The sequence below is a fragment of the Prochlorococcus marinus CUG1417 genome (genome assembly GCF_017695975.1).
In the GTDB taxonomy this organism is placed as follows: domain Bacteria; phylum Cyanobacteriota; class Cyanobacteriia; order PCC-6307; family Cyanobiaceae; genus Prochlorococcus_A; species Prochlorococcus_A marinus_AG.
The window spans coordinates 304503-331047 of sequence record NZ_JAAORN010000001.1 but is presented as its reverse complement, the minus strand read 5'-3'; the positions used below and the strand labels follow the sequence as shown (position 1 = coordinate 331047).

Sequence of the window (26545 nt, the reverse complement as noted above, 5' to 3'; positions counted from 1 at the left end):
TGCCTAAAAACCTTAGTTATTTACAATTTATCCTCTGATATATTTAATACTATTCAAAGGTAAAAAATGAAAATTTCTGATAAATTTCATTTAGAAGACATCTATAAATTAAAAAATACAGTTCTCACTGGTAAAACTGAAGATATAAAATGGCGGATCCATCATATCAATATAGTTTCTAAACTTTTGAATGAAAATAAAAAAGAGATAATTAAATCACTTTTTGTTGATCTCGGCAAATCTGAAATTGAAGGACTTTCAGAAATCCTTTTAGTGAAAGAAGAAATTTCACTCATAAAAAAGAAACTCAATTCTTGGATGCGACCAAAAAAGATTGATACCCCCTTTTATCTTTTCCCATCATCCTCCAAAGTTATTTATGAACCTCTTGGATGTGTCTTAATTCTTGGTCCTTATAATTATCCATTACTTTATATTTTAAAGCCATTGGTAAATATTTTTTCAGCAGGGAATACTGCAGTTATAAAACCATCAGAGAAATGTCCTGCGACCTCAAAACTTATTAAAAAGCTTACTTCCAAATATTTCCGTAAAGATGTCCTAATGACAGTGGAGGGTGATGATAAACAATCCATAAAATTAATTGAACAAAATTTTGATCACATTTTTTTTACAGGAAGTACTGAAACTGGAAAATCTATAATGAAATTAGCTTCAAAAAACTTAACTCCATTAACTCTTGAGTTAAGTGGAACAAATCCTGTAATTGTTTTCAAAAATGCAAATTTAGAAGTGGCTGCAAAAAGAATTGTTTGGGGTAAATTTTTTAATTCTGGTCAATCCTGCATGGCCCCGAATCATATCTTTGTAGATAAAGAAATTGAGAATATTTTTATAGAAAAATTAAAGAAATACATAGTAAGTTTTTACGGAGATAATCCAATTATTTCCGAAAACCTTTCAAAATTGGAGAAAAAACAATTTACATCAACTGTAGAAATTCTCAAACAATATGAAAAAGAAAAAAGAATTTTATTTGGGGGGACTTTTAGTAAAAAAAAGTTGAAAATATCTCCTACAATTTTGAGAACTAAATTAAATGAAACAGATATTTTGCAGAAAGAATTATTCAGTTCACTACTTCCTGTAGTTAGAATTAATGATAAGGAATCAGCTTTAAAACAGATTAGTCAAACATCAAAACCCTTAGCAATCTACTTATTTGGAGGGAATAAAAAAATCCATAATCATATTTCAAAAGTAACCAGCTCTGGAACAATTTGTATAAATGATGTGATGTTACCAGTCCTTATTCCAAATTTACCGTTTGGAGGCGTTGGGCAAAGTGGTATTGGTAAATTTCATGGAGAGGAAGGTTTTCGAAATTTTTCAAATCAAAAATCTATTACTTTTAAAGGTTTTTTATTTGATTCGAATCTGCGGTATCCCCCCTATGAAAGAGTAAAGAAATTTTTAAAGTTTATTTTTCAGGTTTAAATTACTTAAATTGTTTTCAAAAACCTAGCGATTTTAAATTTAAAGATTATCTTTAAATAAATAGTGAGTTTTATGAAATTTGCATTTTTAGTAATTGCCATATTTATTAATTTTTTTAATCACTCATTGATAAAATCAGAAGAAAAAAAATTTTCAGCAAAAAGTAACGTTGAGAATATTGCTAGAAAAGAATCAATTACTGAAGAAAAAACTGAAATAAAAAAAATTCATATTGTAAAAAGTGGAGATACAATATCAACTATTTCAAGATTCTATTCCATAAATAAAGACTTAATTATTAAATTGAATAACTTAAAAGATGAAAATTATATCTTTGTTGGCCAAAATCTTATTATCTCCGAATCTACTGAAAATCTCTCAAAACAATCAGATTTAATAAATAATTATCATATTGTTCAAATTGGTGAAAATCTTACGGAGATATCAAACAGATATAATTTAAAAGTAATCGATCTAGTAGAGATTAATAATCTCCTTAATCCTGATTCAATAAAAGTTGGTCAAAAGCTTCTGTTAAGCAAAAATAAATCAATTAGTACAGAAAACTATCAAATAATTAGAAATAAAAAAAATAATGACTTACTTGAGTTAGAAAAAAAATTTTATGGACCTTTAATTATCCAGAGTAAACCATATGAAGATTTTAAAAGTAGAAAAGTTTTAAACGTGCTAAATCAAGAAAATAAAAAACTGATTCTTTCAATCAATTGTGATACAAATGAATTAGATGTAAGAATACCTGGCAGGAAATGGATGGGAAGTAAGCCTGCTAAAGAAGAATTCGAAAATAATTTAATAGATGATTTTTGTTAAAACTTTTAATTAATATGTGTGAATAATTTGTCTAAGAATATTAATGATGGGTTATTCTACAAAAAGTTAAACTAACAGTAATGGCAATTTCAAGAGGAGATCTCGTAAGAGTAAAAAGACCAGAATCATATTGGTACAATGAAATAGGTAAAGTTGCTTCAGTCGACACCTCAGGTATTAAATATAACTGTGTGGTGAGATTCGATAAAGTAAATTATGCGGGAATAAGCGGAACTGAAGGTGGAGCAAATACAAATAATTTTGCTGAAAGCGAATTAGAGAAAGCTTAAATAATTGCCTGAGTTACCTGAAGTTGAAACTGTACGCAGAGGTTTAGAGCAAAAACTTAATAAATTCATTATTAAAAATTTAGAAGTATGTAGGGATTCAACTGTTGCTTTCCCTACTAAAAAAGAATTTATAAAAGGACTTCAAGGTTCACTTATTTACAAATGGGATAGAAAAGGAAAATATTTAATAGCTGAACTAAAAAAATTTGAAAATGAAAATATTAAATTTCCTCTTGAAAAATTCTCAAAAAATAATGGATTTCTTGTAGTTCACTTAAGAATGACTGGATATTTCAAATTTATTGATAACTCTACTCAACCCTGCAAACATACAAGAATAAGATTTTTTGATAAAAACAATAATGAGCTTAGATACATTGACGTAAGAAGTTTTGGTCAAATGTGGTGGATCAAGGAAAGTTTATCGCCTTATAAAATAATTAAAGGATTAGGTTCACTAGGGCCGGAACCATTTTCTGAGGACTTTAATGAAAATTATCTTAAGAAAGTTATTTCAAAAAGAACTAAATCTATAAAAGCTATTTTATTAGATCAAACAATAGTGGCAGGTATAGGGAATATTTATGCTGATGAAAGTTTGTATTCTGCTGGCATCTCACCTTTTAGGGAAGCTCGAACATTAAAAAAGTATGAATTAAACAAGCTCAAGAAATCAATTGTAAATGTTTTAAAAAAAAGTATAGGTTCTGGAGGGACTACATTTAGTGATTTTAGAGACTTGGAGGGGGAGAATGGTAACTTTGGTTTGCAGACCAATGTTTACAGGAGAACTGGTAAAGAGTGTCGTAAATGTGGAAATTTAATTGAAAAACAAAAAATTACTGGAAGAAGCACCCATTGGTGTCCTAAATGCCAAAAATAAAAAAGGGCTTATTCTTTAAGAATAAACCCTTTTAAATATTTTTACCTGGCATTGAGCTATTTTCTCAAGGGGCTACCCCCTAAATATTTTCGCCGCTGATGCGTTTCACAACCGAGTTCGAGATGGATCGGAGTGGTTCCACATCGCCATGAACACCAGGATAGTGTGAACCTTGAAAACTGCATAGAAAATTATATAAATTAAAAACAATAAATTAAGTTTATTTGGTCAAGCCCTCGGTCTATTAGTACTCCTCCGCTGCACTTGTTACCAAGCTTCCACGTAGAGCCTATCAACGGGTGTTCTTCCCGTGACCTTACTGGCTAAAGCCATGGCAATACTCATCTTGAGGTGGGCTTCCCACTTAGATGCTTTCAGCGGTTATCCACTCCGCACATGGCTACCCAGCGTTTACCGTTGGCACGATAACTGGCACACCAGAGGTGCGTTCCTCCCGGTCCTCTCGTACTAGGGAGAAATCCTCTCAATATTCCTGCGCATACACCGGATATGGACCGAACTGTCTCACGACGTTCTGAACCCAGCTCGCGTACCGCTTTAATGGGCGAACAGCCCAACCCTTGGGACCGACTTCAGCCCCAGGTTGCGATGAGCCGACATCGAGGTGCCAAACCTCCCCGTCGATGTGAACTCTTGGGGGAGATCAGCCTGTTATCCCTAGAGTAACTTTTATCCGTTGAGCGACGGCCCTTCCACGCAGAACCGTCGGATCACTAAAACCGACTTTCGTCCCTGTTCGACTTGTAGGTCTCACAGTCAAGCTCCCTTCTGCTTTTGCACTCAACGACTGATTTCCAACCAGCCTGAGGGAACCTTTGTGCGCCTCCGTTACCTTTTAGGAGGCGACCGCCCCAGTCAAACTGCCCATCAGATACTGTCCGCTTCCCGGATAACGGGTAAGCGTTAGAACCCTAGCTCTAAAAGAGTGGTATCTCACCGATGACTCAATAGTACCCACAAGCACTATTTCAACGTCTCCCACCTATTCTGCGCATTCAGAGCCCGAGCACAATATCAAACTACAGTAAAGCTTCATAGGGTCTTTCTGTCCGGGTGTATGTAGTCCGCATCTTCACAGACAATTCTATTTCGCCGAGCCTCTCTCCGAGACAGCGCGCAAATCGTTACACCTTTCGTGCGGGTCGGAACTTACCCGACAAGGAATTTCGCTACCTTAGGACCGTTATAGTTACGGCCGCCGTTCACCGGGGCTTCAGTCGCCAGCTTCACTAAAAGCTAACCAGCTTCCTTAACCTTCCGGCACTGGGCAGGTGTCAGCCCCCATACATCGTCTTGCGACTTAGCGGAGACCTGTGTTTTTGGTAAACAGTCGCTTGCGCCTCTTCACTGCGACCAGCTCTCGCTGGCACCCCTTCTCCCGAAGTTACGGGGCCATTTTGCCGAGTTCCTTAGAGAGAGTTATCTCGCGCCCCTCGGTATTCTCTACCACCCCACCTGTGTCGGTTTCGGGTACTGGCATATGTGTCTTAACGGGTGTAGGGCTTTTCTTGGAAGCATGACATCACCAACTTCGCTGCCGTAGCAGCTCGTACTCACGCCTTAGCTCAAGATGTTTTCTCCATCTCTCAAAGCCTTGAACGCTTGAACCAGTAACCAACATCTGGCCTGGCTAGCCTTCTCCGTCCCCCTTCCCAAAACACTTCTGGTACAGGAATATTGACCTGTTATCCATCGACTACGCCTTTCGGCCTCGCCTTAGGTCCAGACTAACCCTCCGCGGACGAGCCTGCCGGAGGAACCCTTAGGGTTTCGGGGCATGGGATTCTCACCCATGTTTTCGCTACTCAAGCCGACATTCTCACTTCTATGCCGTCCACGTCCGCTTACGCTAACGCTTCACCCTACATAGAACGCTCCCCTACCATAAATAAATTTATCCGCAGCTTCGGTATAACGCTTAGCCCCGTTCATTTTCGGCGCAGGATCGCTCGACCAGTGAGCTATTACGCACTCCTTTGAGGATGGCTGCTTCTAGGCAAACCTCCTGGTTGTCTGGGCAATCCCACCTCCTTTATCACTTAGCGTTAATTTTGGGACCTTAGCTGGCGGTCTGGGCTGTTTCCCTCTTGACTATGGAGCTTATCCCCCACAGTCTGACTGCCTAGTTACACACAGGGTATTCAGAGTTCATATCGATTTGGTACCGCTTTCGCAGCCCGCACCGAAATGGTTGCTTTACCCCCCTGCTGGAGCACTAGACGCTACGCCTCAACGTATTTCGGGGAGAACCAGCTAGCTCCTGGTTCGATTGGCATTTCACCCCTAACCACAGCTCATCCGCTGAATTTTCAACTTCAGTCGGTTCGGACCTCCACTTGGTATCACCCAAGCTTCATCCTGGCCATGGTTAGATCACCAGGGTTCGGGTCTATAAACACTGACAAACGCCCTATTAAGACTCGCTTTCGCTGTGGCTCCACCATTTCCGGTTTAACCCGCCAGTGCCTATAAGTCGCCGGCTCATTCTTCAACAGGCACACGGTCACCCGATTAGTCGGGCTCCCATTGCTTGTAAGCTCACGGTTTCATGTTCTATTTCACTCCCCTCCCGGGGTTCTTTTCACCTTTCCCTCGCGGTACTGTTTCTCTATCGGTCACACAGTAGTACTTAGCCTTACGAGGTGGTCCTCGCAGATTCACACGGAATTCCACGTGCTCCGTGCTACTCGGGATACAGCTAGGTCAACTTATCTTTCGATTACGGGGCTTTCACCCTCTGTGGCACGCCATTCAAACGTTTCTTCTAGACTTATTGATCCATATTGCTGTCCCACAACCCCGATAGTCAAGACTATCGGTTTGGGCTGTTCCCCGTTCGCTCGCCGCTACTGAGGGAGTCGTTATTTACTTTCTCTTCCTCCAGCTACTAAGATGTTTCAGTTCGCTGGGTTAGCTCGCACCAACCTATATATTCAGTTGGCCGTACATGGGGTTGCCCCATTCGGAAATTCCCGGATCAAAGTGTGCTTCCAACTCCCCGAGACTTATCGCAGGTAACCACGTCCTTCATCGCCTCTGTGTGCCTAGGTATCCTCCGTGAGCCCTTTGTAGCTTGACCAATAACTTCAAAAATTGAAGCATCAGCTCAATAGAATTGTTATTAATGCTTTCGCACAAATAATAAATCTGCATCATTAAATGATGCTTATTGTCTTTAAAAAAATCTATGCAGTTGTCAAGGTTCTCTGAAAACAATGAAATTAATTCAATGAGTCCAGCATCTTAATGATTTCATTAGGAAGCTAGATTCGTTCAGATTTGATCACAACTCAGTACATTTCCCTTCTACTGATTATGGAAGAGGTGGTAATCAGTGGAGGTAAGCGGACTCGAACCGCTGACATCCTGCTTGCAAAGCAGGCGCTCTACCAACTGAGCTATACCCCCAACATAGAGATATGGGCCATCCTGGACTTGAACCAGGGACCTCACCCTTATCAGGGGTGCGCTCTAACCACCTGAGCTAATGGCCCAGGAAAAATAATGGGTGTGACCTAGAAAAACTTAGGAAATGAAATCCTTAATAAATTAAGAATGTGAGATACCGATCGACCTAAGGTGACAAAATAATAATATTAAACATTTTGTTGTCTCCCTGTTAGGAGGTGATCCAGCCGCACCTTCCGGTACGGCTACCTTGTTACGACTTCACCCCAGTCATTAGCCCCACCTTCGGCGTCCTCCTCCACAAGGGTTGGAGTAACGACTTCGGGCATGGCCAACTTCCATGGTGTGACGGGCGGTGTGTACAAGGCCCGGGAACGTATTCACCGCAGTATGCTGACCTGCGATTACTAGCGATTCCTGCTTCACGTAGGCGAGTTGCAGCCTACGATCTGAACTGAGCCACGGTTTATGGGATTTGCTAGCTCTCGCGAGTTTGCTGCCCTTTGTCCGTAGCATTGTAGTACGTGTGTAGCCCAGGGTGTAAGGGGCATGATGACTTGACGTCATCCACACCTTCCTCCGGTTTATCACCGGCGGTCTTTCTAGAGTGCCCAACTAAATGCTGGCAACTAAAAACGTGGGTTGCGCTCGTTGCGGGACTTAACCCAACATCTCACGACACGAGCTGACGACAGCCATGCACCACCTGTCACTGCATTCCCGAAGGCACCCTCAAATTTCTAAGAGGTTCGCAGGATGTCAAACCCTGGTAAGGTTCTTCGCGTTGCATCGAATTAAACCACATACTCCACCGCTTGTGCGGGCCCCCGTCAATTCCTTTGAGTTTCACACTTGCGTGCGTACTCCCCAGGCGGAACACTTAACGCGTTAGCTACGACACCGAAGGGGTCGATTCCCCCGACACCTAGTGTTCATCGTTTACGGCCAGGACTACAGGGGTATCTAATCCCTTTCGCTCCCCTGGCTTTCGTCCATGAGCGTCAGTAATGGCCCAGCAGAGCGCCTTCGCCACTGGTGTTCTTCCCGATATCTACGCATTTCACCGCTACACCGGGAATTCCCTCTGCCCCTACCATACTCAAGCCTTTCAGTTTCCACTGCCATGATGGAGTTAAGCTCCACTCTTTAACAGCAGACTTGAAAAGCCGCCTGCGGACGCTTTACGCCCAATAATTCCGGATAACGCTTGCCACTCCCGTATTACCGCGGCTGCTGGCACGGAATTAGCCGTGGCTTATTCCTCAAGTACCGTCATATCTTCTTCCTTGAGAAAAGAGGTTTACAGCCCAGAGGCCTTCGTCCCTCACGCGGCGTTGCTCCGTCAGGCTTTCGCCCATTGCGGAAAATTCCCCACTGCTGCCTCCCGTAGGAGTCTGGGCCGTGTCTCAGTCCCAGTGTGGCTGATCATCCTCTCAGACCAGCTACTGATCGAAGCCTTGGTGAGCCATTACCTCACCAACTAGCTAATCAGACGCGAGCTCATCCTCAGGCGAAATTCATTTCACCAATAGGCATATGGGGTATTAGCGGTCGTTTCCAACCGTTATCCCCCTCCTGAGGGCAGATTCTCACGCGTTACTCACCCGTCCGCCACTAACCCGAAGGTTCGTTCGACTTGCATGTGTTAAGCACGCCGCCAGCGTTCATCCTGAGCCAGGATCAAACTCTCCGTTGTGTTCAAATCCTTTTGTAGATAAATCTACTCAATATGAATTGCATTCTCCAAATAAAAATAAGATTGACTTAAATTATTTAGGTTCAGCCTCCTTAAAAATTAAGGATTACTTTGAGTGCACATTAAAAATATTTCTAAAGTGACTTTCCAAGATCTCAGATCCGTTGGTTTTCAAAAAACTAAAAGTTAGCAATTGAAAACAATTTATATATTCTTGACGGGACCTCACACCTTTATTGCAATACATCAAAAAATTACCAAAGCTAGGTTTGATAAAGTTTTGACGCAATAAAAGCATCAGTTCCTAAGTTTTTAAATTTTCTAGGTTCCGAGTTAAACAAAAAGTGAATAACTCATTTTGAAGGGAAAACCCTTCTTCTGGCTGAAAATATTGACCGAAATCAAATCTCCAAAAGATTCACTCATTTATCAAAAATAAGATTTAAGATAATTGGTTGAATAATGCAAAAAAAAATATTTTTGCCCAGAAGAAAATACTAAACCATACAACCTAAATTGTGCAACCTTTTATACAAAAATTTTTTATTAATTTTTTTATTTGTTCAAAGTCTCATTAAACAACTAGGCTTAAATAAAGGGCTGTGAATGAAATGGCAGAAAGATTTAGTCAAAAAAATTTAAGAGTAAGACCAAGTTCCGATGAAGAAAAGATTGTAACAAATGCAAAAAAACATTTTGAAAAGACTTTAGTTGAAATATCAGGTGAAATAGTAGGAAGTGTTGCGGCACTAGAACACCCAACAAAAAATAAAAAGTTAAATTATGGAGAAATATTTTTAAGAGACAATGTACCAGTAATGATTTACCTTATTACTCAAAAAAGGTACGAAATTGTAAAAAAGTTCCTTTCTGTATGTCTTGAATTACAAAGCACTAATTATCAAACGCGTGGAGTATTTCCAACTAGTTTTGTTGAAGAAAATGGAAAGCTTATTGGAGACTATGGTCAAAGGTCGATTGGCAGAATTACTTCAGCCGATGCAAGTTTATGGTGGCCAATTTTATGTTGGTATTATGTGAATAAAAGCGGTGATTTTGCTTTCGGAAAGAGTCAGAGCGTCCAAAGAGGTATACAACTTTTATTAGATTTAGTTCTTCATCCAACATTCGAAGGTACTCCCGTACTTTTTGTGCCAGATTGCGCATTCATGATCGACAGACCAATGGATGTTTGGGGAGCACCTTTAGAAGTTGAAGTTTTACTTCATGGATGTTTAAAAAGCTGTATAAATTTAATGGAATTGAGTAGAGCAGATCATGTAAGTAGACTATTAGATCAAAGACTTATCCTTACAAATCAATGGGTTAAAGACTTAGGAAGTTTTCTCTTAAAACATTATTGGGTTACCAGCCAAACAATGCAAATCCTAAGAAGAAGACCAACCGAGCAGTACGGAGATGACCAACACTTCAATGAATTCAATGTTCAACCACAAGTAGTTCCTTCATGGCTTCAAGATTGGTTAGAGAATAGAGGTGGATATTTAATAGGAAATATTAGAACAGGAAGACCTGACTTTAGATTTTACAGTTTAGGAAATTCTTTAGCCTGTATGTTTGGAGTGCTTCCCCCCACAGAGCAAAGAGCTTTATTTAGATTGGTTTTACACAACAGACAGCATTTGATGGCTCAAATGCCCATGAGAATTTGTCATCCTCATATGGATGTCGAAGAATGGCAAAATAAAACTGGTTCAGATCCTAAGAATTGGCCTTGGAGTTACCATAATGGTGGACATTGGCCGAGCTTACTTTGGTTTTTTGGGACAGCTGTACTTTTACACCAAAAAAAGTTTCCTTCCGATGACGTAATTCTAATGGAAGAAATGAAATCTTTAATCGAAGAATCATATTGGTGCCAACTTAATCAATTGCCTAAGCAAGAATGGGCAGAATATTTTGACGGTCCTACGGGTACTTGGGTCGGGCAACAATCAAGAACATACCAAACCTGGACAATAGTTGGATTTTTATTAATGCACCATTTTCTAAGAAAAGAAAATAATGATATCGATATGTTTAAAATTTAAAATAAACCTAAAGTTAGAGATTTATCAATAGGTAAGCAAGCACCAATGCCTAGATATATTGTTAAAAAAGTTCCAAATAAGAAAACTGACATTGCAATAGGTCTTCTAAAGGGATTAGAAAATTTATTAACGTTTTCAATGAAGGGTAAAATCATTAATCCAAGAGGAATTAACGTTTGAAGTGCAATACCTAGGAGTTTATTAGGCACTACCCTGAGGATCTGAAAAACTGGATAAAGATACCATTCGGGTAATATTTCTAGTGGAGTTGCGAAAGGATTTGCTTTGTCTCCCAACATAGCAGGATCAAGAACTGCTAGCCCAACAACACAAGCGATAGTACCTAAGATAACAACAGGGAAAATATATAATAAATCATTTGGCCAAGCTGGTTCACCATAATAATTATGACCCATACCTTTAGCTAATTTTGCTCTTAATTTTGGATCAGATAAATCTGGTTTTTTTAACGTAGACATGTAGAACTCTGTTAATTGTTTAAGTATAGGAGTTTATAAAGGCCCTGAAATACCCTGTTTACGAATCATTAAAAAGTGCATCAACATAAATACTGCTAATGACCATGGCAAAACGAAAGTATGAAGACTGTAGAATCTTGTAAGAGTAGATTGCCCAACGCTTTCTCCTCCTCTGAGTAGTTCAACCATAAAATCGCCGATTACCGGAATTGCTGCAGGAACGCCTGAAACAATTTTGACTGCCCAATAACCAACTTGATCCCAAGGTAAAGAATATCCTGTAACACCAAAAGCAACAGTTATTACTGCCATTACGACGCCTGTTACCCAAGTAAGTTCTCTTGGCCTTTTAAAACCACCGGTTAAATACACTCTAAAGACATGAAGGATTAACATTAAAACCATCATTGATGCACTCCATCTATGCACAGATCTTATTAACCATCCAAAACTTACATCGGTCATTAAATAACTTACTGAACTATAAGCTTGTGTGACTGTTGGCTTATAGTAAAAAGTCATTGCAAAACCTGTTGCAAATTGAATTAGGAAGCATACTAAAGTTATGCCTCCTAAACAATAAAATATATTTACGTGTGGGGGTACGTACTTGGAAGTTACGTCGTCAGTTATGTCTTGGATTTCAAGCCTTTCTTGAAACCAATCATAAACAGATGAAGAATTCGCCATCCAAAAAAAAATTAGCTTTGATATAAAGAGCTTACTTAAAATTCTTATACTTGGTGTTAACACTTAACCCAATGAATTCATCTTTTAACAAACTTTTAACATTTAAAATATTGATTGTTGTATTAATGATCAGTGTTTTTTGTACAAACTTTTTATTCATTGAAAAAGTGGATGCTCTCAGTGATAGCAAGCAATTAGTACTTGATGCCTGGACATTAGTTAATGAGGGTTTTTATGACCCAGAAAAGTTTGATGAAATCCAATGGAAAAGAATTAGGCAAAAAACATTACAGAAACAAATTGAAACAAGTGAAGAAGCTTATTCTGCAATTGAAGATATGTTGAGACCTCTAGATGATCCTTTTACAAGAGTTTTACGCCCAAAAGATTATGAACTCTTGAAATCGAGTAATTTTGGTAGTGAGATTAATGGCGTTGGGCTTCAATTAGGAGAAGATGAAGATAGTAATAAAATAAAAGTTGTATCTACTCTTGGCGGTTCACCAGCGGAAGAAGCTGGAATAACAAGTGGGAGTTTAATAGAAAAAGTGGATGGAATTTCATCAGAAGAATTAGGACTTGCGAATACTGCCTCTAAATTAAGAGGTGAATCAGGGACCAAAGTTTTAGTTGAAATTTCTTCGGAATCAGGAGAAATTAAAGAAGTTGATTTAGAGAGAAGACCAGTAGACCTGAGACCTGTAAGAACAAAAAGATTAAGAGACGACTCTCACACAATAGGATATTTGAGAATAACTCAATTTAGCGAGAGCGTACCAAAAAAAGTTGAAGAAGCTCTTCAAGAGTTAAAAGAGAAAGAGGTTGAGGGCTTAATCTTGGATCTTAGAAATAATTCAGGGGGACTAGTAAGCTCAGGTATAGCAGTTGCAGACTCATTATTGAGTGAAAAACCTGTGGTCGAGACAAAAGACAGAAATGGAATCAAAGATGCAATTATTTCTCAAAAAGAGACATCTTTTGATGGACCAATGGTGACTTTAGTAAACAAAGGTACTGCAAGTGCAAGTGAAATACTTGCTGGTTCTTTACAAGATAATGAGAGATCAATTCTCATGGGAGAACAAACTTATGGGAAAGGTTTAATTCAATCGCTAAAAAGTTTGGGAGAAGACAGTGGTATTGCTGTAACAGTGGCTAGTTACTTAACCCCCAAAGGTAATAATATTCAAGGCCAAGGTATGACTCCTGACAAATTACTTGATCTCCCGGATGCAAGTGAATATGGAAGTACTGATGATAAATGGGTAAGGAATGCAGAATTATTTCTGGGATCTCTTCTAGAAAAAGAAGAAGTTTCAGTTCAGACTATTGATCTAAATAATGAAGGAATAAAATCTTGAAATGGCTAAAGATTGAAAATAAAAAATCTTAAAAATATGAATATTAAAAGAATTTTTCATGACCCAATTCATAAAGAAATAGTATTTGATGCAGGAAAGCCTGAAGAATTAATGATTATGGAATTAATTGATACAGTTGCTTTCCAAAGACTAAGAAGAATAAAACAATTAGGAGCGGCTTCATTACTTTTTCATGGTGCAGAATCGAGTAGATTTACTCACTCAATTGGTGTTTTTTGTATAGCTAGAAAAATTTATAAGAGATTAATTGAAAGTAAATCTTCATTTTGTGAAAATCAATTTGTTCTTTATGGAGCAGCTCTACTACATGATTTAGGTCATGGACCTTTAAGCCATACTAGTGAAAAAATATTCAAGCATGATCATGAAAAATGGTCTGAAAACTTGGTTATGAATTATTCTCCAATAAATTCAGTCCTGAAAAAGTATGACAACGAATTACCGAAAAAAATTGGTGAATTATTTCAATCAAAACAACTATTTTCAAAACCTTTAAAAACACTAATAAGTAGTGAGATAGATTGCGATCGTCTCGATTATCTTTTACGCGATAGTTACAACACAGGTACTAATTATGGCTTAGTAGATTTAGAGAGAATAATTTCAGCTCTTACCTTTTCACCTGATGGGAGTATCGGAATAAAACCAAAAGGAGTAATCGCTATTGAGCATTTCCTTGTACTAAGAAACTTGATGTATAGAACAATCTACAATCACAGGATAAATGAAATATCAACATGGATTCTGGAAAAAATATTTCATACAATAAAACATAATTACGAAAAGAAAATTTGGTTAGATAATCATCTATATAAATGGATTTTTTCACCTTCAAAGATTGATTTTGATGATTTCATAAGAAATGATGATATAACCTTTTATTATCATTTGATTAGATGGAAAGATGAATCTTTTGAGCCACTTTCTACACTATGCAAAATGTTTATTGACAGAGATTTATTAAAAGCATCAGACATAAGTTTTTTAAGTAAGATAAATAGATTAAAAATCCTTGCATATGCCACAAAATTATGTGAAAAGAATGGTTATGATTCAGAAATATTTTGCGGAATTAAGGAAAGGTCTTTTAAAGGTTTTGAATCTAAAAATGCACTAAAAATATGGGACGGCACTTACCAAAGCGCATTAGAAAATAGTTCTGGATTAATAAAAACTTTAATGAGATCCGAGGAAAGCTCTTTTATTATTTATCCAGGCGCTTTCAAAAATGAAATTAAAAATGAAATTTCATTTATAAAAAACAATTCCTAGATTTAATTCAATGGAAATCGTTTTAATTAACACTAAAACTAAAAATTCTGAAATTTTTTCTTTGTTAGATTTAGATAATATCCATGAAACTTTCAAAAAATTTTCTTCCATTAAGGGGCCTTTAGAAATAAAAATTTTCACAGTCAACGAGTCAATTAATTCTCATCAATTATCGAAATTAAAAAATCATTTTGACAAAATTAATATTTGTTCCTTATGCATTTACTCAAATAATAGAGATACAGTTTTAAGTGGAAAGTATTTAAAAATAGATTCTGTTTTTATTAAAGAGCAAGAGATTAAAAATAAGTTACTATTATTTAATTCAAAAAAGAAGGACGATATTCTTCACAAAGGAACAGTACGATCGGGTGAAAGAATATCTTCAAATGGAAACCTATGTATTATTGGAGACGTTAATCCAGGAGCGATAGTTTCCGCTAAGAAAAATATTTACGTTTGGGGCAAATTGCTAGGGATCGCATTCGCAGGAAAAAGTGGTAATAAAAATGCCTCTATTGCATCACTTTATCTAAACCCTTTACAGTTAAGAATTGCAGATGTAATAGCTATTGGACCAAAGGATAAGCCTAAAAATTATTATCCAGAAATTGCGGTAATAGATAAACAAACGATAATTATCAAACCACATATAATCGAAAGTAAAAATTAATCAATCATTTGCAATAAATTAATTCAAACTAGATAAATTTAAGAATTACTTAATCTTTAAAATATTTAACTTTCTGCAAGTGGCTTTATTATTTGGAAAATCTTTAAAATCGTGGGGAAGAGTACTCGAACAATATTAATTTGCTCAGGCAAAGGTGGAGTTGGCAAAACAACTTTAACCGCAAACCTTGGCATAGCACTTGCTAATAGTGGGGCAACAACTGCTGTATTAGATGCTGATTTTGGCTTAAGAAATTTAGATCTTCTTCTAGGATTAGAAAATCGCATCATTTATACGGCTCAAGATGTCCTAGACAAGAATTGTCGTCTTGACCAAGCATTGGTTAGACATAAAAAGGAACCTAATCTTGCTCTTCTACCTGCTGGAGATCCAAGAATGTTGGATTGGATGAAGCCCGAAGATATGAAAAAGATTAGTGAGCTCCTTAGTGAGAACTTTGATTTTGTCTTAGTAGATTGCCCTGCTGGTGTAGAAGATGGCTTCAAGAATGCTCTTGCAGCTTGTAAAGAGGCTATTGTTGTTACTAACCCAGAATTATCTGCAGTACGCGACGCCGATAGAGTAATAGGGATTCTTAATACTTCAGATATTGAGCCTATCCAACTTGTAATTAATAGAGTCCGCCCTAACATGATGGCAAGTCAAGAAATGTTATCTATCGAAGATGTTCAAGGGATTCTTTCTTTGCCTTTGTTAGGTATTGTTTTAGAAGATGAACAGGTAATAATAAGTACAAATAGAGGAGAGCCACTGACACTTTCAGATGGTAGATCTCCCGCAAAAAAATGTTATTTGAATGTTTCTCAAAGACTTACGAATAAAGATGTACCAATTATCGATCCAAAAAAAGAAGGCAAAAGTCTTAAAGATAAATTCATGAGATTAATGCAAACAAAGGTTTTTTAAAATGATGACTCTCAGAGATCTTATAAATAAATTACTAGGCAGAGAAACGTCTAGTGCAAATACAGCTAGAGAAAGATTACAACTTGTACTTGCTCATGACAGAGTTGATATGAGTTCGTTAACAACTGATCTTTTAGATAAAATGAGGAAAGAAATACTCGATGTTGTTGCTAAATATGTTGAAATTGATTTTGAAGAGGTTGCAGTAAGTTTAGAGACTGAGGATAGAATGACTGCATTAGTTGCCAATTTACCAATCAAAAGAACAATTTCAGGAGAAATAAAATTCAAAAAAACCGATAAAGCTAATAAAGATATCAAAAAGTAATAAATTTAAAAAAAGCTAAAAAAATACTAATAATTGACCCTTTCTAATTGTAAGATGAAGAGATTGCCGGCTTAGCTCAGCGGTAGAGCAGCGCTTTTGTAAAGCGAAGGTCATCAGTTCAAATCTGTTAGCCGGCATTTTGATTTTATTAATTCTGTTTAATATTCTTCGCTGAAAATAAAAAGATTAAACCTATTAGAGCAATGCTAGGAAAAATTTTTATTTCGAGAACATACTCTAAAAAAGATGCGAGGGGTTCAAATATCCAATAAGTAAAAAATTGAATTAATAAAACAAAAAATAATAATAAAAACATTAATGCAATTCCCTAACTAATACTTCTCCTTCTCTAATCAGCCTCCAATCTCCACTTTTCTTCCAAAATATAATAGTACTAGCTTTTCCACTTGACTTTTCCCATGGGATAGGGCCCAATATTTTTACAGAAGGGAAGTCTAGAGCAATACCTTCAACTGTAATTGATCCTTTAAAACCTGAAATATTTGCACTTGAAGTTAACAATGGGCCTGTTTCTCTCATTAGAGATTTAGCCAGATATGAATTTGGAATCCTCAACCCAAGAGTAAAATCATTGCTTGTAAGGATTGTAGTCTGCTTTTCTGAAGCAGGAATAACCATTGTCAGAGCTCCAGGCCAATATTTTGAAGCTATATTTTCGTAATCTTCTTTAGCTGATTCGTGGACATAATCGATTAATTGTTTGTGTTCTGATCCCATAAGAATTAAGGGTTTGTCTCTATCTCTTTTTTTAAATTTATAAATAGTATTTGAAAATTTTGGCAAACATCCAATTGCAGGTAATGTGTCAGTTGGGAAAATTATAGGTAAACCACTTTTAAGAGTCTTCAAGGCGGTTTTGCAGTCTACAAAATTCATTTAAATTGTTATCAACAATTTATTTATATCTTCCAATGGTAAACCTACCAATACCTGAAAGATCTTTCACAATTTTTATTGATGTAAATTTATTGTTAATCAGTAGTTGTTTTACTTTTTCACCTTGATCAAAATGATTCTCTAAGATTAGCCACCCCTTCTCTTTTAAAAATAATGGTGCTTTTTGTGTTATTTCCTTGATATGTTTTAAACCATCTTCGCCCCCTAATAAAGCAACTTTAGGTTCGAAATTTTTAACTTCTTTGGGTAATTTTTCATAAGTATCTTGAGGAATATATGGCGGGTTTGAAATTGCGATGTCTAATTTTCCTTTAAACATTTCAAGAGGTGACCACCAATTTCCACAATAAAATTTCAAATTTGATTGTTTAGAAGAATTTATATAATTTTTAGTGGCTACTTCTAATACCTCTTGATCTATATCAGTTGCTACTACATCGCTAAATGGATAAGCCAATGCTAAAGCAATACTAATAGCGCCTGATCCAGTCCCTAATTCAGCAAAAAATAATTTTTCTGTCTTCTTTTTAAATATATCGAAGACAATGTCGACTATGAGTTCTGTTTCTGGTCTAGGAATGAGTACTTTGTTTGTAACTTTTAATTTTAAGTCCCTCCAAAAAGTTATTCCACAAAGATATTGAATTGGGCAAGAACTCAGTAAATGTTCGTTCCAAATAGATTCTAAAAACTCTAAGTTTTTTTTTAAATATAGATTTCTCTCAGGATTTATACTTATAAAGTTTTGGTTACTAGTAGATATACCGCCTATACAATCAAGTAAAAAATCAAAAGATTGTTGATCACCGCCTTTAGAAAGTTGCTTTTTTTCCCAAACTAAGAATTCTTCTGCAGAAATGCTAAGCATTTATTGAAGAATTAGCGTTTTGGCCCAAGCTTACCTTTACTAGAGTCAGAGTAGAAGCTTGATTTTTCGCCATCTTGAGTAGAAATAAATAAACCTATTAGGAATATTGTTGGAACTCCTACAAACAAAAGACTAGCTACGAATCCAAAATTAGTTGTTTCCATGTAATTAGTAGTTCTATATCAGGTAATAAGACTATAAACATATAACTTGGAATAAAGTGGAAAAATAAACAAATTTTATAAACTGATTAACAGTCTTAAACAATTTAGCGAGGTAATTTTTTATTTTCACTAATTTTTTTTAGTTCTTCCAAATTTGAGGGAGGTGATTGTGGTTTTGTTAAAATTACTGAAGAAGATTTTATCAAAGTTTGGCATGCAAGTCGCCAATTTTCTGGCCTATTTTTGAGTTTTTCTTCTTCAACAGATGTAAGAGGGCTCAAAGAATTTTTGTTTCCACCTTCAACTGAAATAAAACAAGTACTGCATTGTCCTGCCCCTCCGCAATTTCCTAAAATACCTTTTAATCCATAAAGCTGTAAATTCTCTTTCATTACAAGTTCCCTTAAATTTTCACCAGGGTTGCATTGAACTTCTAAATCCTCACGGATAAATCTAATAGTTGCCATTTTTTTAGTTATTTTTCTTATTTTGGCGTTTTACTTTGAGAATTGTGACCAAAATATTAACAATTTTTAGCTAAAAATTCCTTGAAAACTTAGTCCTGCAAATTGATTTGCCCAAATTTTGCAAGAAAATTAATTTATTTACAAAAATCCCTCAAAGACTAAAAAACCCTTACTATCGTGATGTTTAGCTGTTTATTCAGCATAGTTACTAGAAATTAACCGATGGGATTGCCTTGGTATCGAGTTCACACGGTAGTTATTAACGACCCAGGTCGACTACTCGCTGTGCATCTTATGCATACTGCATTATTAGCCGGCTGGGCCGGTTCTATGGCTCTTTATGAATTAGCCATTTTTGATCCTTCTGATGCTGTTCTCAATCCTATGTGGAGACAGGGAATGTACGTTATGCCTTTCATGGCAAGACTTGGTATCACAAGTAGTTGGAACGGATGGGATATTACGGGTGCTACAGGAGTTGATCCTGGATTCTGGAGTTTTGAAGGTGTTGCAGCAGCACACATAGTTTTTAGTGGACTATTGATGTTGGCTTCTATTTGGCACTGGACATACTGGGATTTAGATCTATGGGAAGATTCAAGAACTGGTGAACCTGCTCTTGATTTGCCAAGAATATTTGGAATTCACCTCCTTCTAGCTGGACTTACATGCTTTGGTTTTGGTGCTTTTCACTGCGCAAACGTTGGGATCTGGGTTTCTGATCCTTATGGTTTAACTGGCCATGTGGAGCCTGTAGCACCTTCTTGGGGAGTGGAAGGATTTAACCCCTTTAACCCTGGAGGAATTGTTGCTAATCATATTGCTGCTGGACTTATGGGGATTATTGGGGGTATTTTTCACATTACCAATAGACCTGGAGAAAGACTTTATAGAGCATTAAAACTTGGAAGTCTTGAAGGAGTTCTAGCTAGCGCTCTAGCTGCTGTTTTATTTGTTTCTTTTGTTGTTTCAGGAACAATGTGGTACGGTTCAGCAACAACCCCAGTCGAATTATTTGGTCCTACCAGGTACCAATGGGATTCCGGCTACTTCAAAACTGAAATCAATAGAAGGGTTCAAGCTGCTATCGACGATGGTGCCACTAAAGAAGAGGCATATGCATCAATTCCGGAGAAATTAGCCTTCTACGATTATGTTGGGAATAGCCCTGCAAAAGGTGGTCTATTCAGAGTTGGAGCTCTCGTTAATGGTGATGGTTTACCAACTGGGTGGCAAGGTCATATTGCTTTTCAAGATAAAGAAGGTAACGAGTTAGAAGTTAGAAGAATACCTAATTTCTTTGAAAACTTTCCTGTCATCCTTGAAGACAAAGAAGGTAATGTAAGAGCAGATATTCCATTTAGAAGAGCTGAAGCAAAGTATTCATTTGAACAGACTGGCATCACTGCAACTATCTATGGTGGAGATCTTAATGGTCAAACATTTACTGATCCTGCAGTAGTCAAAAGATTAGCTAGAAAGGCTCAACTTGGAGAAGCATTCAAGTTTGACAGAGAGACTTATAAATCCGACGGTGTATTCCGAAGCTCACCAAGAGCGTGGTTTACATATGCTCATTTATGTTTCGGCTTGCTATTCTTGTTTGGCCACTGGTGGCACGCTTCAAGAACTCTTTACAGAAATTCCTTTGCTGGTATTGATGCTGAGATTGGCGACCAAGTTGAATTTGGTTTATTCAAGAAGCTTGGTGATGAAACCACAAGAAGAATCCCAGGAAGGGTTTAAACTAAACTTTATTACTTAATCTTATGGAAGCTTTCGCTTACGTTCTTATTCTCACTCTCGCAGTTGTTACATTATTCTTTGCTGTCGCCTTTAGAGATCCACCTAAATTTGATAGAAAATGAACTTAGAAAAAAAAACCTCTTTAACAAGAGGTTTTTTTTTACTTTTCATAATTAAGATATTACTCTAGTATTGGAGTTGAAGAGCAGCTTATTTCACCACATGCAGTGCCCAACCTGTCAAAATACAGATAGCAGAGTTTTGGAATCAAGATCTGCTGATAGTGGTAAAAGTGTTCGAAGAAGAAGAGAGTGCTTAAATTGCAGCTTTAGATTTACAACTTATGAAAGAGTTGAATCAATGCCAGTTTCAGTTATAAAAAAAGACGGTAGCAGAGAATTATTTGATAAACAAAAACTATTTACCGGTATATCAAGAGCTTGCGAAAAGACTAATTTCAGTAGTGAAGCAATTATTAATTTCGTAGATGGAATTGAATCACAAATCGTTCAAGACTCTAATAAAGATATTAAGTCTTCACATATCGGAGAGTTAATACTTAAAAATCTTAGGAAAGAAAACGAAGTTGCATATATAAGATACGCCTCAGTTTACAGGAAATTTAATGGGGTAAAAGATTTTATTTCTACTCTTGAATCTCTAAAAGGAAGTTCTAAAAACCAATTAGCTTCAATTTCATAAAATAAAGCATCTTAAAGTGTAGAATACATATCACAAATGTTTTTTGCTATTGGTTTGCAGGCTAGTAGCATTCCTTTCTAACTACCTTAGGTAGTCTGCGATACAACAAATGAACGAAAATTCTTCCCAAACCATTAAAGAACTTTCTGAGGATCAAGAAATTAAAAATTCTTCTGAGTTAGATAATAATTCAGCATCCCAAAATGAGGAAGATTTATCATTCGAGAAGAGCGATATCCCTTCAGCAGATTCTTCCTCTAGCAGAACAAATACAGATTTTGACAATGCAGGATTTACTCAAGAAGAATTTGCATCACTTTTAGGTAAGTATGACTATAACTTTAAGCCTGGCGATCTAGTAAAAGGTACCGTTTTTGCTCTAGAGCCCAAAGGAGCCATGATAGATATAGGGGCTAAAACAGCTGCTTTTATGCCTGTTCAGGAAGTTTCAATAAATAGAGTTGAAGGACTTAATGATGTCTTACAACCTTCAGAAAGTAGAGAATTCTTCATAATGAGCGAAGAAAATGAAGATGGCCAATTAGCTCTCTCCATTAGAAGAATTGAATATCAAAGAGCATGGGAAAGGGTTAGACAACTCCAGAAAGAAGATGCAACTATATATTCTGAAGTTTTTGCAACAAACCGAGGCGGAGCTCTTGTTAGGGTAGAAGGCTTAAGAGGTTTTATCCCAGGTTCTCATATAAGCGCTCGAAAAATTAAAGATGACTTAGAGGGTGAATATTTACCTTTAAAATTTCTTGAAGTTGACGAAGAGAGAAATAGATTAGTACTAAGTCATAGAAGAGCTTTAGTTGAGAAAAAAATGAACCGACTTGAGGTGGGGGAAGTTGTTGTTGGTTCTGTAAAAGGTATTAAACCCTATGGAGCCTTTATTGACATTGGTGGAGTTAGTGGTCTATTGCACATCTCTGAAATCAGTCATGAACATATTGAAACTCCTCATAATATTTTAAATGTGAATGACCAAATGAAAGTCATGATAATTGACCTTGATTCAGAAAGAGGACGAATTTCATTATCTACTAAAGCACTTGAACCCGAACCAGGCGATATGCTATCTGACCCTCAAAAAGTTTTTAGTAAGGCTGAAGAAATGGCTGCAAAATACAAACAAATGTTATTTGAGCAAACTGACGATAACGAAGAGATGTCAACAGATTCAGCTGAAACAGAATAAATTCACTTATTTATTTTGTGCGCGAATATCGGAATTTAAGTCTTGTATTTCTCTTGCAAGTATTTTTTAATTTACAATGATTGATTTGTAACGATAGTCTAATTTAGGATAAAGTCTAATTTCAATATTATTTTAAATGAGTGATTTCATTTTCACTTCTGAATCCGTAACTGAGGGTCATCCAGACAAAATATGTGATCAAATTAGTGACGCTGTTTTAGATGCTTTATTAACAGAAGATCCAGAAAGCAGAGTTGCATGCGAAACTGTTGTTAATACGGGTCTTTGTTTACTTACTGGAGAAATAACTTCAAAAGCAAAAGTCGATTACATCAAACTTGTAAGAAATGTAATTAAAGAAATTGGATATGAAGGCTATAGAGCTGGTGGTTTTGACGCAAACAGTTGTGCTGTTTTAGTAGCACTTGACGAGCAATCACCAGATATTTCACAAGGAGTTAACGAAGCAGATGATGATAACGATGATTTGGAAGATAATACCGGTGCTGGTGACCAAGGCATAATGTTCGGCTATGCATGCGATGAGACGCCTGAATTAATGCCCTTACCGATTAGCTTAGCTCATAGATTAGCCATTCAACTTGCCAAAGTGAGGCATGAAGAAGTCCTTAATTATCTACTCCCTGATGGTAAAACTCAAGTAAGTATTGATTATAAAAAAGGGTTGCCTGTTTCTATTAATACGATTTTAATTTCAACTCAACATAATCCTGAGATTGATGGAATAACAAATGAAGAAGAAATTCGTCAAAGAATAAAAGAAGATTTATGGACGCATGTTGTAATTCCTGCTACTGAAGATCTAGAAATCAAACCAAATATTCACAAAACAAGGTTTCTAGTAAACCCTACTGGAAAATTTGTAGTAGGAGGTCCGCAAGGAGATGCGGGGCTTACTGGTAGAAAAATTATTGTAGACACTTACGGAGGATACGCAAGACACGGAGGAGGGGCATTCTCGGGGAAAGATCCTACTAAAGTAGATAGATCAGCCGCTTATGCTGCACGTTATGTGGCTAAAAGTATAGTTGAGGCAAAATTAGCAAAAAAAGCAGAAGTACAATTAAGTTATGCAATTGGCGTAGCAAAACCAATTTCAATTCTCGTTGATACTTTTGATACTGGTATTATTTCACAAGCTAATTTAACTGAGCTTATTAAAAAACACTTTGATTTAAGACCTGCAGCAATAATAAAAGAATTTAACTTAAGAAATCTACCAAAAAAAATGGGTGGTACATTTTTCAGAAAGACTGCATCCTATGGACATTTTGGCAGAAGAGATCTAGATCTCCCTTGGGAAAAGGTAGAAGTAAAAGCAGCCCAATTATCTGAGGCTTCCAAAGTATTTTTATAAAAATATTTATTCTATGCCTGATAATTTTTATGGGGGATTAGATTTTGGAACTAGTGGCGCAAGAATATCTATAATAAATTTTCATAAAGAATTGATATATTCAAATTCAGTTCCTTATTTATGTAGCTTTAAAAATCCAAATTCTTGGATCAATTCTTGTGAAAAACTCTTAGAATGTTTACCTATTGAGGTTAAAAGTAACCTTCAAAAATTGGCTATATCTGGCACATCAGGAACTTTAACAGCATCGAATTTACGAGGAGAGCCAATAGGAGAAGCAATATCTTATGACCAAGCATGTAATGAACATAAGATCCTTCTTGAATCATTAACTTCTGGAGAAAATCATCTGCGAACTCCATACAGTAGTCTTGCTAAAGCATTAAAGCTAATAGATAAATATGGGACAAATATACTTTTACGACATCAATCTGATTGGATCACTGGTTGGTTTTTAAAAGATTGGACTTATGGAGAAGAAGGTAATAATCTAAAACTTGGTTGGGATCTAAAAAAAGAATCATGGCCAAAAAGCTATCTCAATACTTCATGGGGAAAATGCCTGCCTCAAATAATAAAAAGTGGGAAAATTATTGGACAAGTGAATTTTGATTTAGCAGAGAGATTTAACCTTAATAAGAAATTAATATTAATCTCAGGCACTACTGACTCTAATGCAAGTGTAATAGCTGCAGGTTTAGGAAAAGAAGATGGTCTCACAGTTTTAGGAACAACTATTGTAGTTAAGAAAATTATTGATAATCCTATAAAAAAACAAGGAATTACAAACCATAGAGTAAATGGCAATTGGATATGTGGAGGAGCATCAAACGCAGGCTGTGGTATATTATCTCAGTTTTTCTCTGATTTAGAAATAAAAGAGCTCAGTCGACAAATAAATCCATCAAAAAACACTTCTTTAAATCTTTTGCCTCTTAATAGTAAAGGAGAAAGATTTCCTGTTAATGATTCTAATTTACAGCCGATACTTGGTCCAAGGCCAGTAAGCGACTCACTTTATTTACATGCATTATTCGAGGGTCTAGCTAAGATCGAATTGAAAGGATGGGAAAAGCTAGGCGAACTAACAGGTTCACTTCCAAAAAAAATTATTACTATTGGTGGAGGTTCAAAAAACCCTCAGTGGAGAAAAATAAGAGAAAAGATTATCAATATACCAATAGTTTCATGTAAAAAAACTACTTCATTTGGTACAGCCGTGTTAGCGATGAACTCAAAATAAAAGTTTTTTTAAATATTTGATGAAGATATAAAATTTTTAATTAAAAGGGTTTCACAAACTACACATCTTAATTTAAAGTATATAGGTTAGAGCCGGGATAGCTCAGTTGGTAGAGCAGGCGACTGAAAATCGCCGTGTCCCCAGTTCAAATCTGGGTCCTGGCACCTTTAAAACCTCTTCTATGAAGGGGTTTTATATTTTCTAAAAAAGTAAAAACTTACTTTTTATTTTGTTTTTAGAATTTTAGATTTGTTAGTTTTCTATTCTGCAGACTTGACCAATAACACCCAAAATCAATTCATCTCCATTTGGATCTTGCCAATCAGCTAAATCATTAAAATTACTATTCACTTCATCTATAGAGACATCAACATCTCTAAATGATTTTTCAAAACAATTTATATCCATTGTATAGAGAATATCTTTAGTGATTTCACTTTTTGTTTTGGGAATATATTTACTCAATACTCTCACAGAACCATCCTCATTCCTTTTAATACTTTGTCTATCCCACAACTGTTCTCCATATTCACTTTTAGGGACTCCCACCCATTCATGAGGAAAAGCATTTGCTTGTTTTATAAAAATACAAATTGGAACGATTATTGACAGAACTAAACCAATGCTATTTCTAATAAATATTGAACTAACTTTATTCTTAGAATCAACCATGAATACTTGTCAAATACAAAAATCTTTTATCTAGACTAAATATAAGATTAAAAATTTGTAAAATTTTTTATTGATTAGTATTTCTATTATAGATACAATCAAATATTAAATTCAAAACTTACTTCCAATAAGTTAATTAGAAAGATAATGAATAAAATACAAAAACTTCTCTCAATAGTTTTTTTTATAGCAATATTCGTCGTATTGATTTACTTAATCCAAAATTATGGGATTGAACCTCTTAGAAACAAAATAGAAAGTATGGGAATTTGGGCACCTTTTGGAATATTCATACTTAGAGGAGTAAGTATTATTTTGCCCGCTCTTCCAAGTTCAGCTTATTCTCTGCTAGCTGGTTCATTACTAGGATTTCAAAAAGGTTACATGACAATAATCTTTTCTGATATTGTTTTTTGCCAAGCTGCTTTCTTTATTGCAAGAAATTATGGTCGGGTTCCTGTACGTAATTTAGTCGGCCAGAAAGCAATGAAAAAGATTGAAAGTTTTAATCAAAACCAGCTAGAAGAAAATTTCTTTCTTATGACAGGTCTTCTCATGACTGGCCTTTTTGATTTTCTAAGCTACGCAATTGGTATTGGTGGAACTCGCTGGAAAATATTTACTCCTGCATTAATAATAAGTCTTCTAATCAGTGACTCTATACTTGTCGCAGTAGGAGCTGGAGTTAGTCAGGGAGCAGGATTATTTCTTGGGATTGCTCTATTAGGAATGTTTGCTTTAGCGACTATTTCAGGATTGGCAAAAAATAAAATGCCTAGGTAACACAACAGTTG

The 26545-nt window shown here is 36.1% G+C and carries 24 protein-coding genes, 4 tRNA genes and 3 rRNA genes; 19 read left to right on the top strand and 12 right to left on the bottom strand.

The features are described from left to right. The first annotated feature begins 66 nt into the window (after positions 1-66). The 4 genes from HA140_RS01810 (at position 67) to HA140_RS01795 (ending at position 3465) form a co-directional block, all read left to right on the top strand. On the top strand, positions 67-1458 hold the full coding sequence (locus tag HA140_RS01810) for an aldehyde dehydrogenase family protein (RefSeq protein WP_209039483.1): 1392 nt from the start codon (positions 67-69) through the stop codon (positions 1456-1458). 72 nt (positions 1459-1530) lie between these two features. Beyond that, complete coding sequence (locus tag HA140_RS01805) at positions 1531-2292, top strand: LysM peptidoglycan-binding domain-containing protein (RefSeq protein WP_209039482.1); 762 nt, start codon at positions 1531-1533, stop codon at positions 2290-2292. 80 nt (positions 2293-2372) lie between these two features. Next, entirely contained in the window at positions 2373-2582 is a 210-nt protein-coding gene (locus HA140_RS01800; RefSeq protein WP_011375896.1) for a photosystem I reaction center subunit IV, read from the top strand. Between the two features lie 4 nt (positions 2583-2586). Next, the gene (locus HA140_RS01795; protein WP_209039481.1) at positions 2587-3465 is read left to right on the top strand and encodes a DNA-formamidopyrimidine glycosylase; all 879 of its coding nucleotides are present in this window, start codon (positions 2587-2589) and stop codon (positions 3463-3465) included. Between the two features lie 43 nt (positions 3466-3508). Here HA140_RS01795 and rrf read toward each other — a convergent pair. The 5 genes from rrf to HA140_RS01770 all read right to left on the bottom strand — a co-directional run bounded on the left by rrf (position 3509) and on the right by HA140_RS01770 (position 8590). Further along, positions 3509-3625: ribosomal RNA gene (gene rrf / locus HA140_RS01790) — 5S ribosomal RNA — on the bottom strand. A gap of 64 nt (positions 3626-3689) precedes the next feature. Next, positions 3690-6565, bottom strand: a 23S ribosomal RNA gene (locus tag HA140_RS01785). Between the two features lie 256 nt (positions 6566-6821). Then, positions 6822-6894 (bottom strand) — tRNA-Ala (locus HA140_RS01780). A gap of 12 nt (positions 6895-6906) precedes the next feature. Next, positions 6907-6980: transfer RNA gene (locus HA140_RS01775), tRNA-Ile, on the bottom strand. 125 nt (positions 6981-7105) lie between these two features. Then, positions 7106-8590 (bottom strand): 16S ribosomal RNA (locus HA140_RS01770). The 16S, 23S and 5S rRNA genes sit together here with 2 tRNA genes alongside, the layout of an rRNA operon. Positions 8591-9201: 611 nt before the next feature. On the opposite strand from HA140_RS01770, the gene HA140_RS01765 reads away from it, so the two are divergent. Continuing rightward, a complete protein-coding gene (locus HA140_RS01765; protein ID WP_209039480.1) occupies positions 9202-10641 on the top strand; it encodes a glycoside hydrolase 100 family protein in 1440 nt (479 codons plus the stop codon). Here HA140_RS01765 and petD read toward each other — a convergent pair. Further along, on the bottom strand, positions 10638-11120 hold the full coding sequence (gene petD, locus HA140_RS01760) for a cytochrome b6-f complex subunit IV (RefSeq protein WP_002808353.1): 483 nt from the start codon (positions 11118-11120) through the stop codon (positions 10638-10640). The genes HA140_RS01765 and petD overlap by 4 nt on opposite strands. A 33-nt stretch (positions 11121-11153) precedes the next feature. Further along, positions 11154-11810, bottom strand: coding sequence for a cytochrome b6 (gene petB / locus HA140_RS01755; protein WP_011817812.1), 657 nt, complete (start codon positions 11808-11810; stop codon positions 11154-11156). Between the two features lie 71 nt (positions 11811-11881). Between petB and ctpZ the strand changes: the two genes are divergently transcribed. The 6 genes from ctpZ to HA140_RS01725 all read left to right on the top strand — a co-directional run bounded on the left by ctpZ (position 11882) and on the right by HA140_RS01725 (position 16529). Then, complete coding sequence (gene ctpZ / locus HA140_RS01750; protein WP_209039479.1) at positions 11882-13171, top strand: carboxyl-terminal processing protease CtpZ; 1290 nt, start codon at positions 11882-11884, stop codon at positions 13169-13171. 36 nt (positions 13172-13207) lie between these two features. After that, a complete protein-coding gene (locus HA140_RS01745; RefSeq protein ID WP_209039478.1) occupies positions 13208-14464 on the top strand; it encodes an HD domain-containing protein in 1257 nt (418 codons plus the stop codon). 10 nt (positions 14465-14474) lie between these two features. Then, positions 14475-15137: a septum site-determining protein MinC gene (locus HA140_RS01740; protein ID WP_209039477.1), complete on the top strand. Its 663-nt coding sequence runs from the start codon at positions 14475-14477 to the stop codon at positions 15135-15137. A gap of 111 nt (positions 15138-15248) precedes the next feature. After that, complete coding sequence (gene minD / locus HA140_RS01735) at positions 15249-16064, top strand: septum site-determining protein MinD (protein ID WP_209039476.1); 816 nt, start codon at positions 15249-15251, stop codon at positions 16062-16064. Position 16065: 1 nt separating this feature from the next. After that, entirely contained in the window at positions 16066-16392 is a 327-nt protein-coding gene (gene minE, locus HA140_RS01730; RefSeq protein ID WP_002806062.1) for a cell division topological specificity factor MinE, read from the top strand. A gap of 65 nt (positions 16393-16457) precedes the next feature. Further along, positions 16458-16529, top strand: a tRNA-Thr gene (locus HA140_RS01725). Between the two features lie 178 nt (positions 16530-16707). Here the strand turns inward: HA140_RS01725 and HA140_RS01720 are convergent. The 4 genes from HA140_RS01720 to HA140_RS01705 all read right to left on the bottom strand — a co-directional run bounded on the left by HA140_RS01720 (position 16708) and on the right by HA140_RS01705 (position 18809). Further along, the gene (locus HA140_RS01720) at positions 16708-17289 is read right to left on the bottom strand and encodes an L-threonylcarbamoyladenylate synthase (protein WP_209039475.1); all 582 of its coding nucleotides are present in this window, start codon (positions 17287-17289) and stop codon (positions 16708-16710) included. Positions 17290-17308: 19 nt separating this feature from the next. Further along, a complete protein-coding gene (gene prmC / locus HA140_RS01715; protein WP_209039474.1) occupies positions 17309-18178 on the bottom strand; it encodes a peptide chain release factor N(5)-glutamine methyltransferase in 870 nt (289 codons plus the stop codon). 11 nt (positions 18179-18189) lie between these two features. Then, positions 18190-18342: a photosystem II reaction center protein PsbM gene (gene psbM, locus HA140_RS01710; protein ID WP_025893997.1), complete on the bottom strand. Its 153-nt coding sequence runs from the start codon at positions 18340-18342 to the stop codon at positions 18190-18192. Positions 18343-18446: 104 nt separating this feature from the next. Beyond that, positions 18447-18809: a 2Fe-2S iron-sulfur cluster-binding protein gene (locus HA140_RS01705; RefSeq protein WP_025890419.1), complete on the bottom strand. Its 363-nt coding sequence runs from the start codon at positions 18807-18809 to the stop codon at positions 18447-18449. Between the two features lie 222 nt (positions 18810-19031). Between HA140_RS01705 and psbB the strand changes: the two genes are divergently transcribed. From psbB to HA140_RS01670, 7 genes are all read left to right on the top strand, one after another. Beyond that, positions 19032-20555 (top strand): photosystem II chlorophyll-binding protein CP47, encoded by a 1524-nt coding sequence (gene psbB / locus HA140_RS01700; RefSeq protein ID WP_209039473.1) that lies wholly within the window; start codon positions 19032-19034, stop codon positions 20553-20555. A 23-nt stretch (positions 20556-20578) separates the two neighbouring features. Then, the gene (locus HA140_RS01695) at positions 20579-20677 is read left to right on the top strand and encodes a photosystem II reaction center protein T (RefSeq protein ID WP_011131951.1); all 99 of its coding nucleotides are present in this window, start codon (positions 20579-20581) and stop codon (positions 20675-20677) included. A gap of 100 nt (positions 20678-20777) precedes the next feature. Then, a complete protein-coding gene (gene nrdR, locus HA140_RS01690) occupies positions 20778-21257 on the top strand; it encodes a transcriptional regulator NrdR (RefSeq protein ID WP_209039472.1) in 480 nt (159 codons plus the stop codon). A 109-nt stretch (positions 21258-21366) separates the two neighbouring features. Next, a complete protein-coding gene (locus HA140_RS01685; protein ID WP_209039471.1) occupies positions 21367-22458 on the top strand; it encodes a 30S ribosomal protein S1 in 1092 nt (363 codons plus the stop codon). Positions 22459-22594: 136 nt separating this feature from the next. Next, the gene (gene metK, locus HA140_RS01680) at positions 22595-23836 is read left to right on the top strand and encodes a methionine adenosyltransferase (RefSeq protein ID WP_209039470.1); all 1242 of its coding nucleotides are present in this window, start codon (positions 22595-22597) and stop codon (positions 23834-23836) included. A gap of 13 nt (positions 23837-23849) precedes the next feature. Further along, complete coding sequence (locus HA140_RS01675; protein WP_209039469.1) at positions 23850-25079, top strand: FGGY-family carbohydrate kinase; 1230 nt, start codon at positions 23850-23852, stop codon at positions 25077-25079. A gap of 91 nt (positions 25080-25170) precedes the next feature. After that, positions 25171-25243: transfer RNA gene (locus tag HA140_RS01670), tRNA-Phe, on the top strand. 88 nt (positions 25244-25331) lie between these two features. Here the strand turns inward: HA140_RS01670 and HA140_RS01665 are convergent. Then, positions 25332-25751, bottom strand: a complete 420-nt coding sequence (locus tag HA140_RS01665; protein ID WP_209039468.1) for a hypothetical protein — start codon at positions 25749-25751, stop codon at positions 25332-25334. 147 nt (positions 25752-25898) lie between these two features. Here HA140_RS01665 and HA140_RS01660 point away from each other — a divergent pair, with 147 nt between their 5' ends. Continuing rightward, on the top strand, positions 25899-26534 hold the full coding sequence (locus HA140_RS01660; protein WP_209039467.1) for a TVP38/TMEM64 family protein: 636 nt from the start codon (positions 25899-25901) through the stop codon (positions 26532-26534). Positions 26535-26545: the final 11 nt, after the last annotated feature.

Bases quoted from the DNA above. Each gene is read 5' to 3' on its own strand.
- metK (WP_209039470.1), top strand. From the start codon at position 22,595: ATGAGTGATTTCATTTTCACTTCTGAATCCGTAACTGAGGGTCATCCA.
- HA140_RS01695 (WP_011131951.1), top strand. From the start codon at position 20,579: ATGGAAGCTTTCGCTTACGTTCTTATTCTCACTCTCGCAGTTGTTACA.
- HA140_RS01720 (WP_209039475.1), bottom strand. From the start codon at position 17,289: ATGAATTTTGTAGACTGCAAAACCGCCTTGAAGACTCTTAAAAGTGGT.
- HA140_RS01810 (WP_209039483.1), top strand. From the start codon at position 67: ATGAAAATTTCTGATAAATTTCATTTAGAAGACATCTATAAATTAAAA.
- HA140_RS01705 (WP_025890419.1), bottom strand. From the start codon at position 18,809: ATGGCAACTATTAGATTTATCCGTGAGGATTTAGAAGTTCAATGCAAC.
- prmC (WP_209039474.1), bottom strand. From the start codon at position 18,178: ATGCTTAGCATTTCTGCAGAAGAATTCTTAGTTTGGGAAAAAAAGCAA.
- psbB (WP_209039473.1), top strand. From the start codon at position 19,032: ATGGGATTGCCTTGGTATCGAGTTCACACGGTAGTTATTAACGACCCA.
- HA140_RS01805 (WP_209039482.1), top strand. From the start codon at position 1,531: ATGAAATTTGCATTTTTAGTAATTGCCATATTTATTAATTTTTTTAAT.
- petD (WP_002808353.1), bottom strand. From the start codon at position 11,120: ATGTCTACGTTAAAAAAACCAGATTTATCTGATCCAAAATTAAGAGCA.
- HA140_RS01745 (WP_209039478.1), top strand. From the start codon at position 13,208: ATGAATATTAAAAGAATTTTTCATGACCCAATTCATAAAGAAATAGTA.
- nrdR (WP_209039472.1), top strand. From the start codon at position 20,778: ATGCAGTGCCCAACCTGTCAAAATACAGATAGCAGAGTTTTGGAATCA.
- HA140_RS01675 (WP_209039469.1), top strand. From the start codon at position 23,850: ATGCCTGATAATTTTTATGGGGGATTAGATTTTGGAACTAGTGGCGCA.
- HA140_RS01665 (WP_209039468.1), bottom strand. From the start codon at position 25,751: ATGGTTGATTCTAAGAATAAAGTTAGTTCAATATTTATTAGAAATAGC.
- ctpZ (WP_209039479.1), top strand. From the start codon at position 11,882: ATGAATTCATCTTTTAACAAACTTTTAACATTTAAAATATTGATTGTT.
- HA140_RS01765 (WP_209039480.1), top strand. From the start codon at position 9,202: ATGGCAGAAAGATTTAGTCAAAAAAATTTAAGAGTAAGACCAAGTTCC.
- HA140_RS01685 (WP_209039471.1), top strand. From the start codon at position 21,367: ATGAACGAAAATTCTTCCCAAACCATTAAAGAACTTTCTGAGGATCAA.
- HA140_RS01740 (WP_209039477.1), top strand. From the start codon at position 14,475: ATGGAAATCGTTTTAATTAACACTAAAACTAAAAATTCTGAAATTTTT.
- HA140_RS01660 (WP_209039467.1), top strand. From the start codon at position 25,899: ATGAATAAAATACAAAAACTTCTCTCAATAGTTTTTTTTATAGCAATA.
- petB (WP_011817812.1), bottom strand. From the start codon at position 11,810: ATGGCGAATTCTTCATCTGTTTATGATTGGTTTCAAGAAAGGCTTGAA.
- psbM (WP_025893997.1), bottom strand. From the start codon at position 18,342: ATGGAAACAACTAATTTTGGATTCGTAGCTAGTCTTTTGTTTGTAGGA.
- HA140_RS01800 (WP_011375896.1), top strand. From the start codon at position 2,373: ATGGCAATTTCAAGAGGAGATCTCGTAAGAGTAAAAAGACCAGAATCA.
- minE (WP_002806062.1), top strand. From the start codon at position 16,066: ATGATGACTCTCAGAGATCTTATAAATAAATTACTAGGCAGAGAAACG.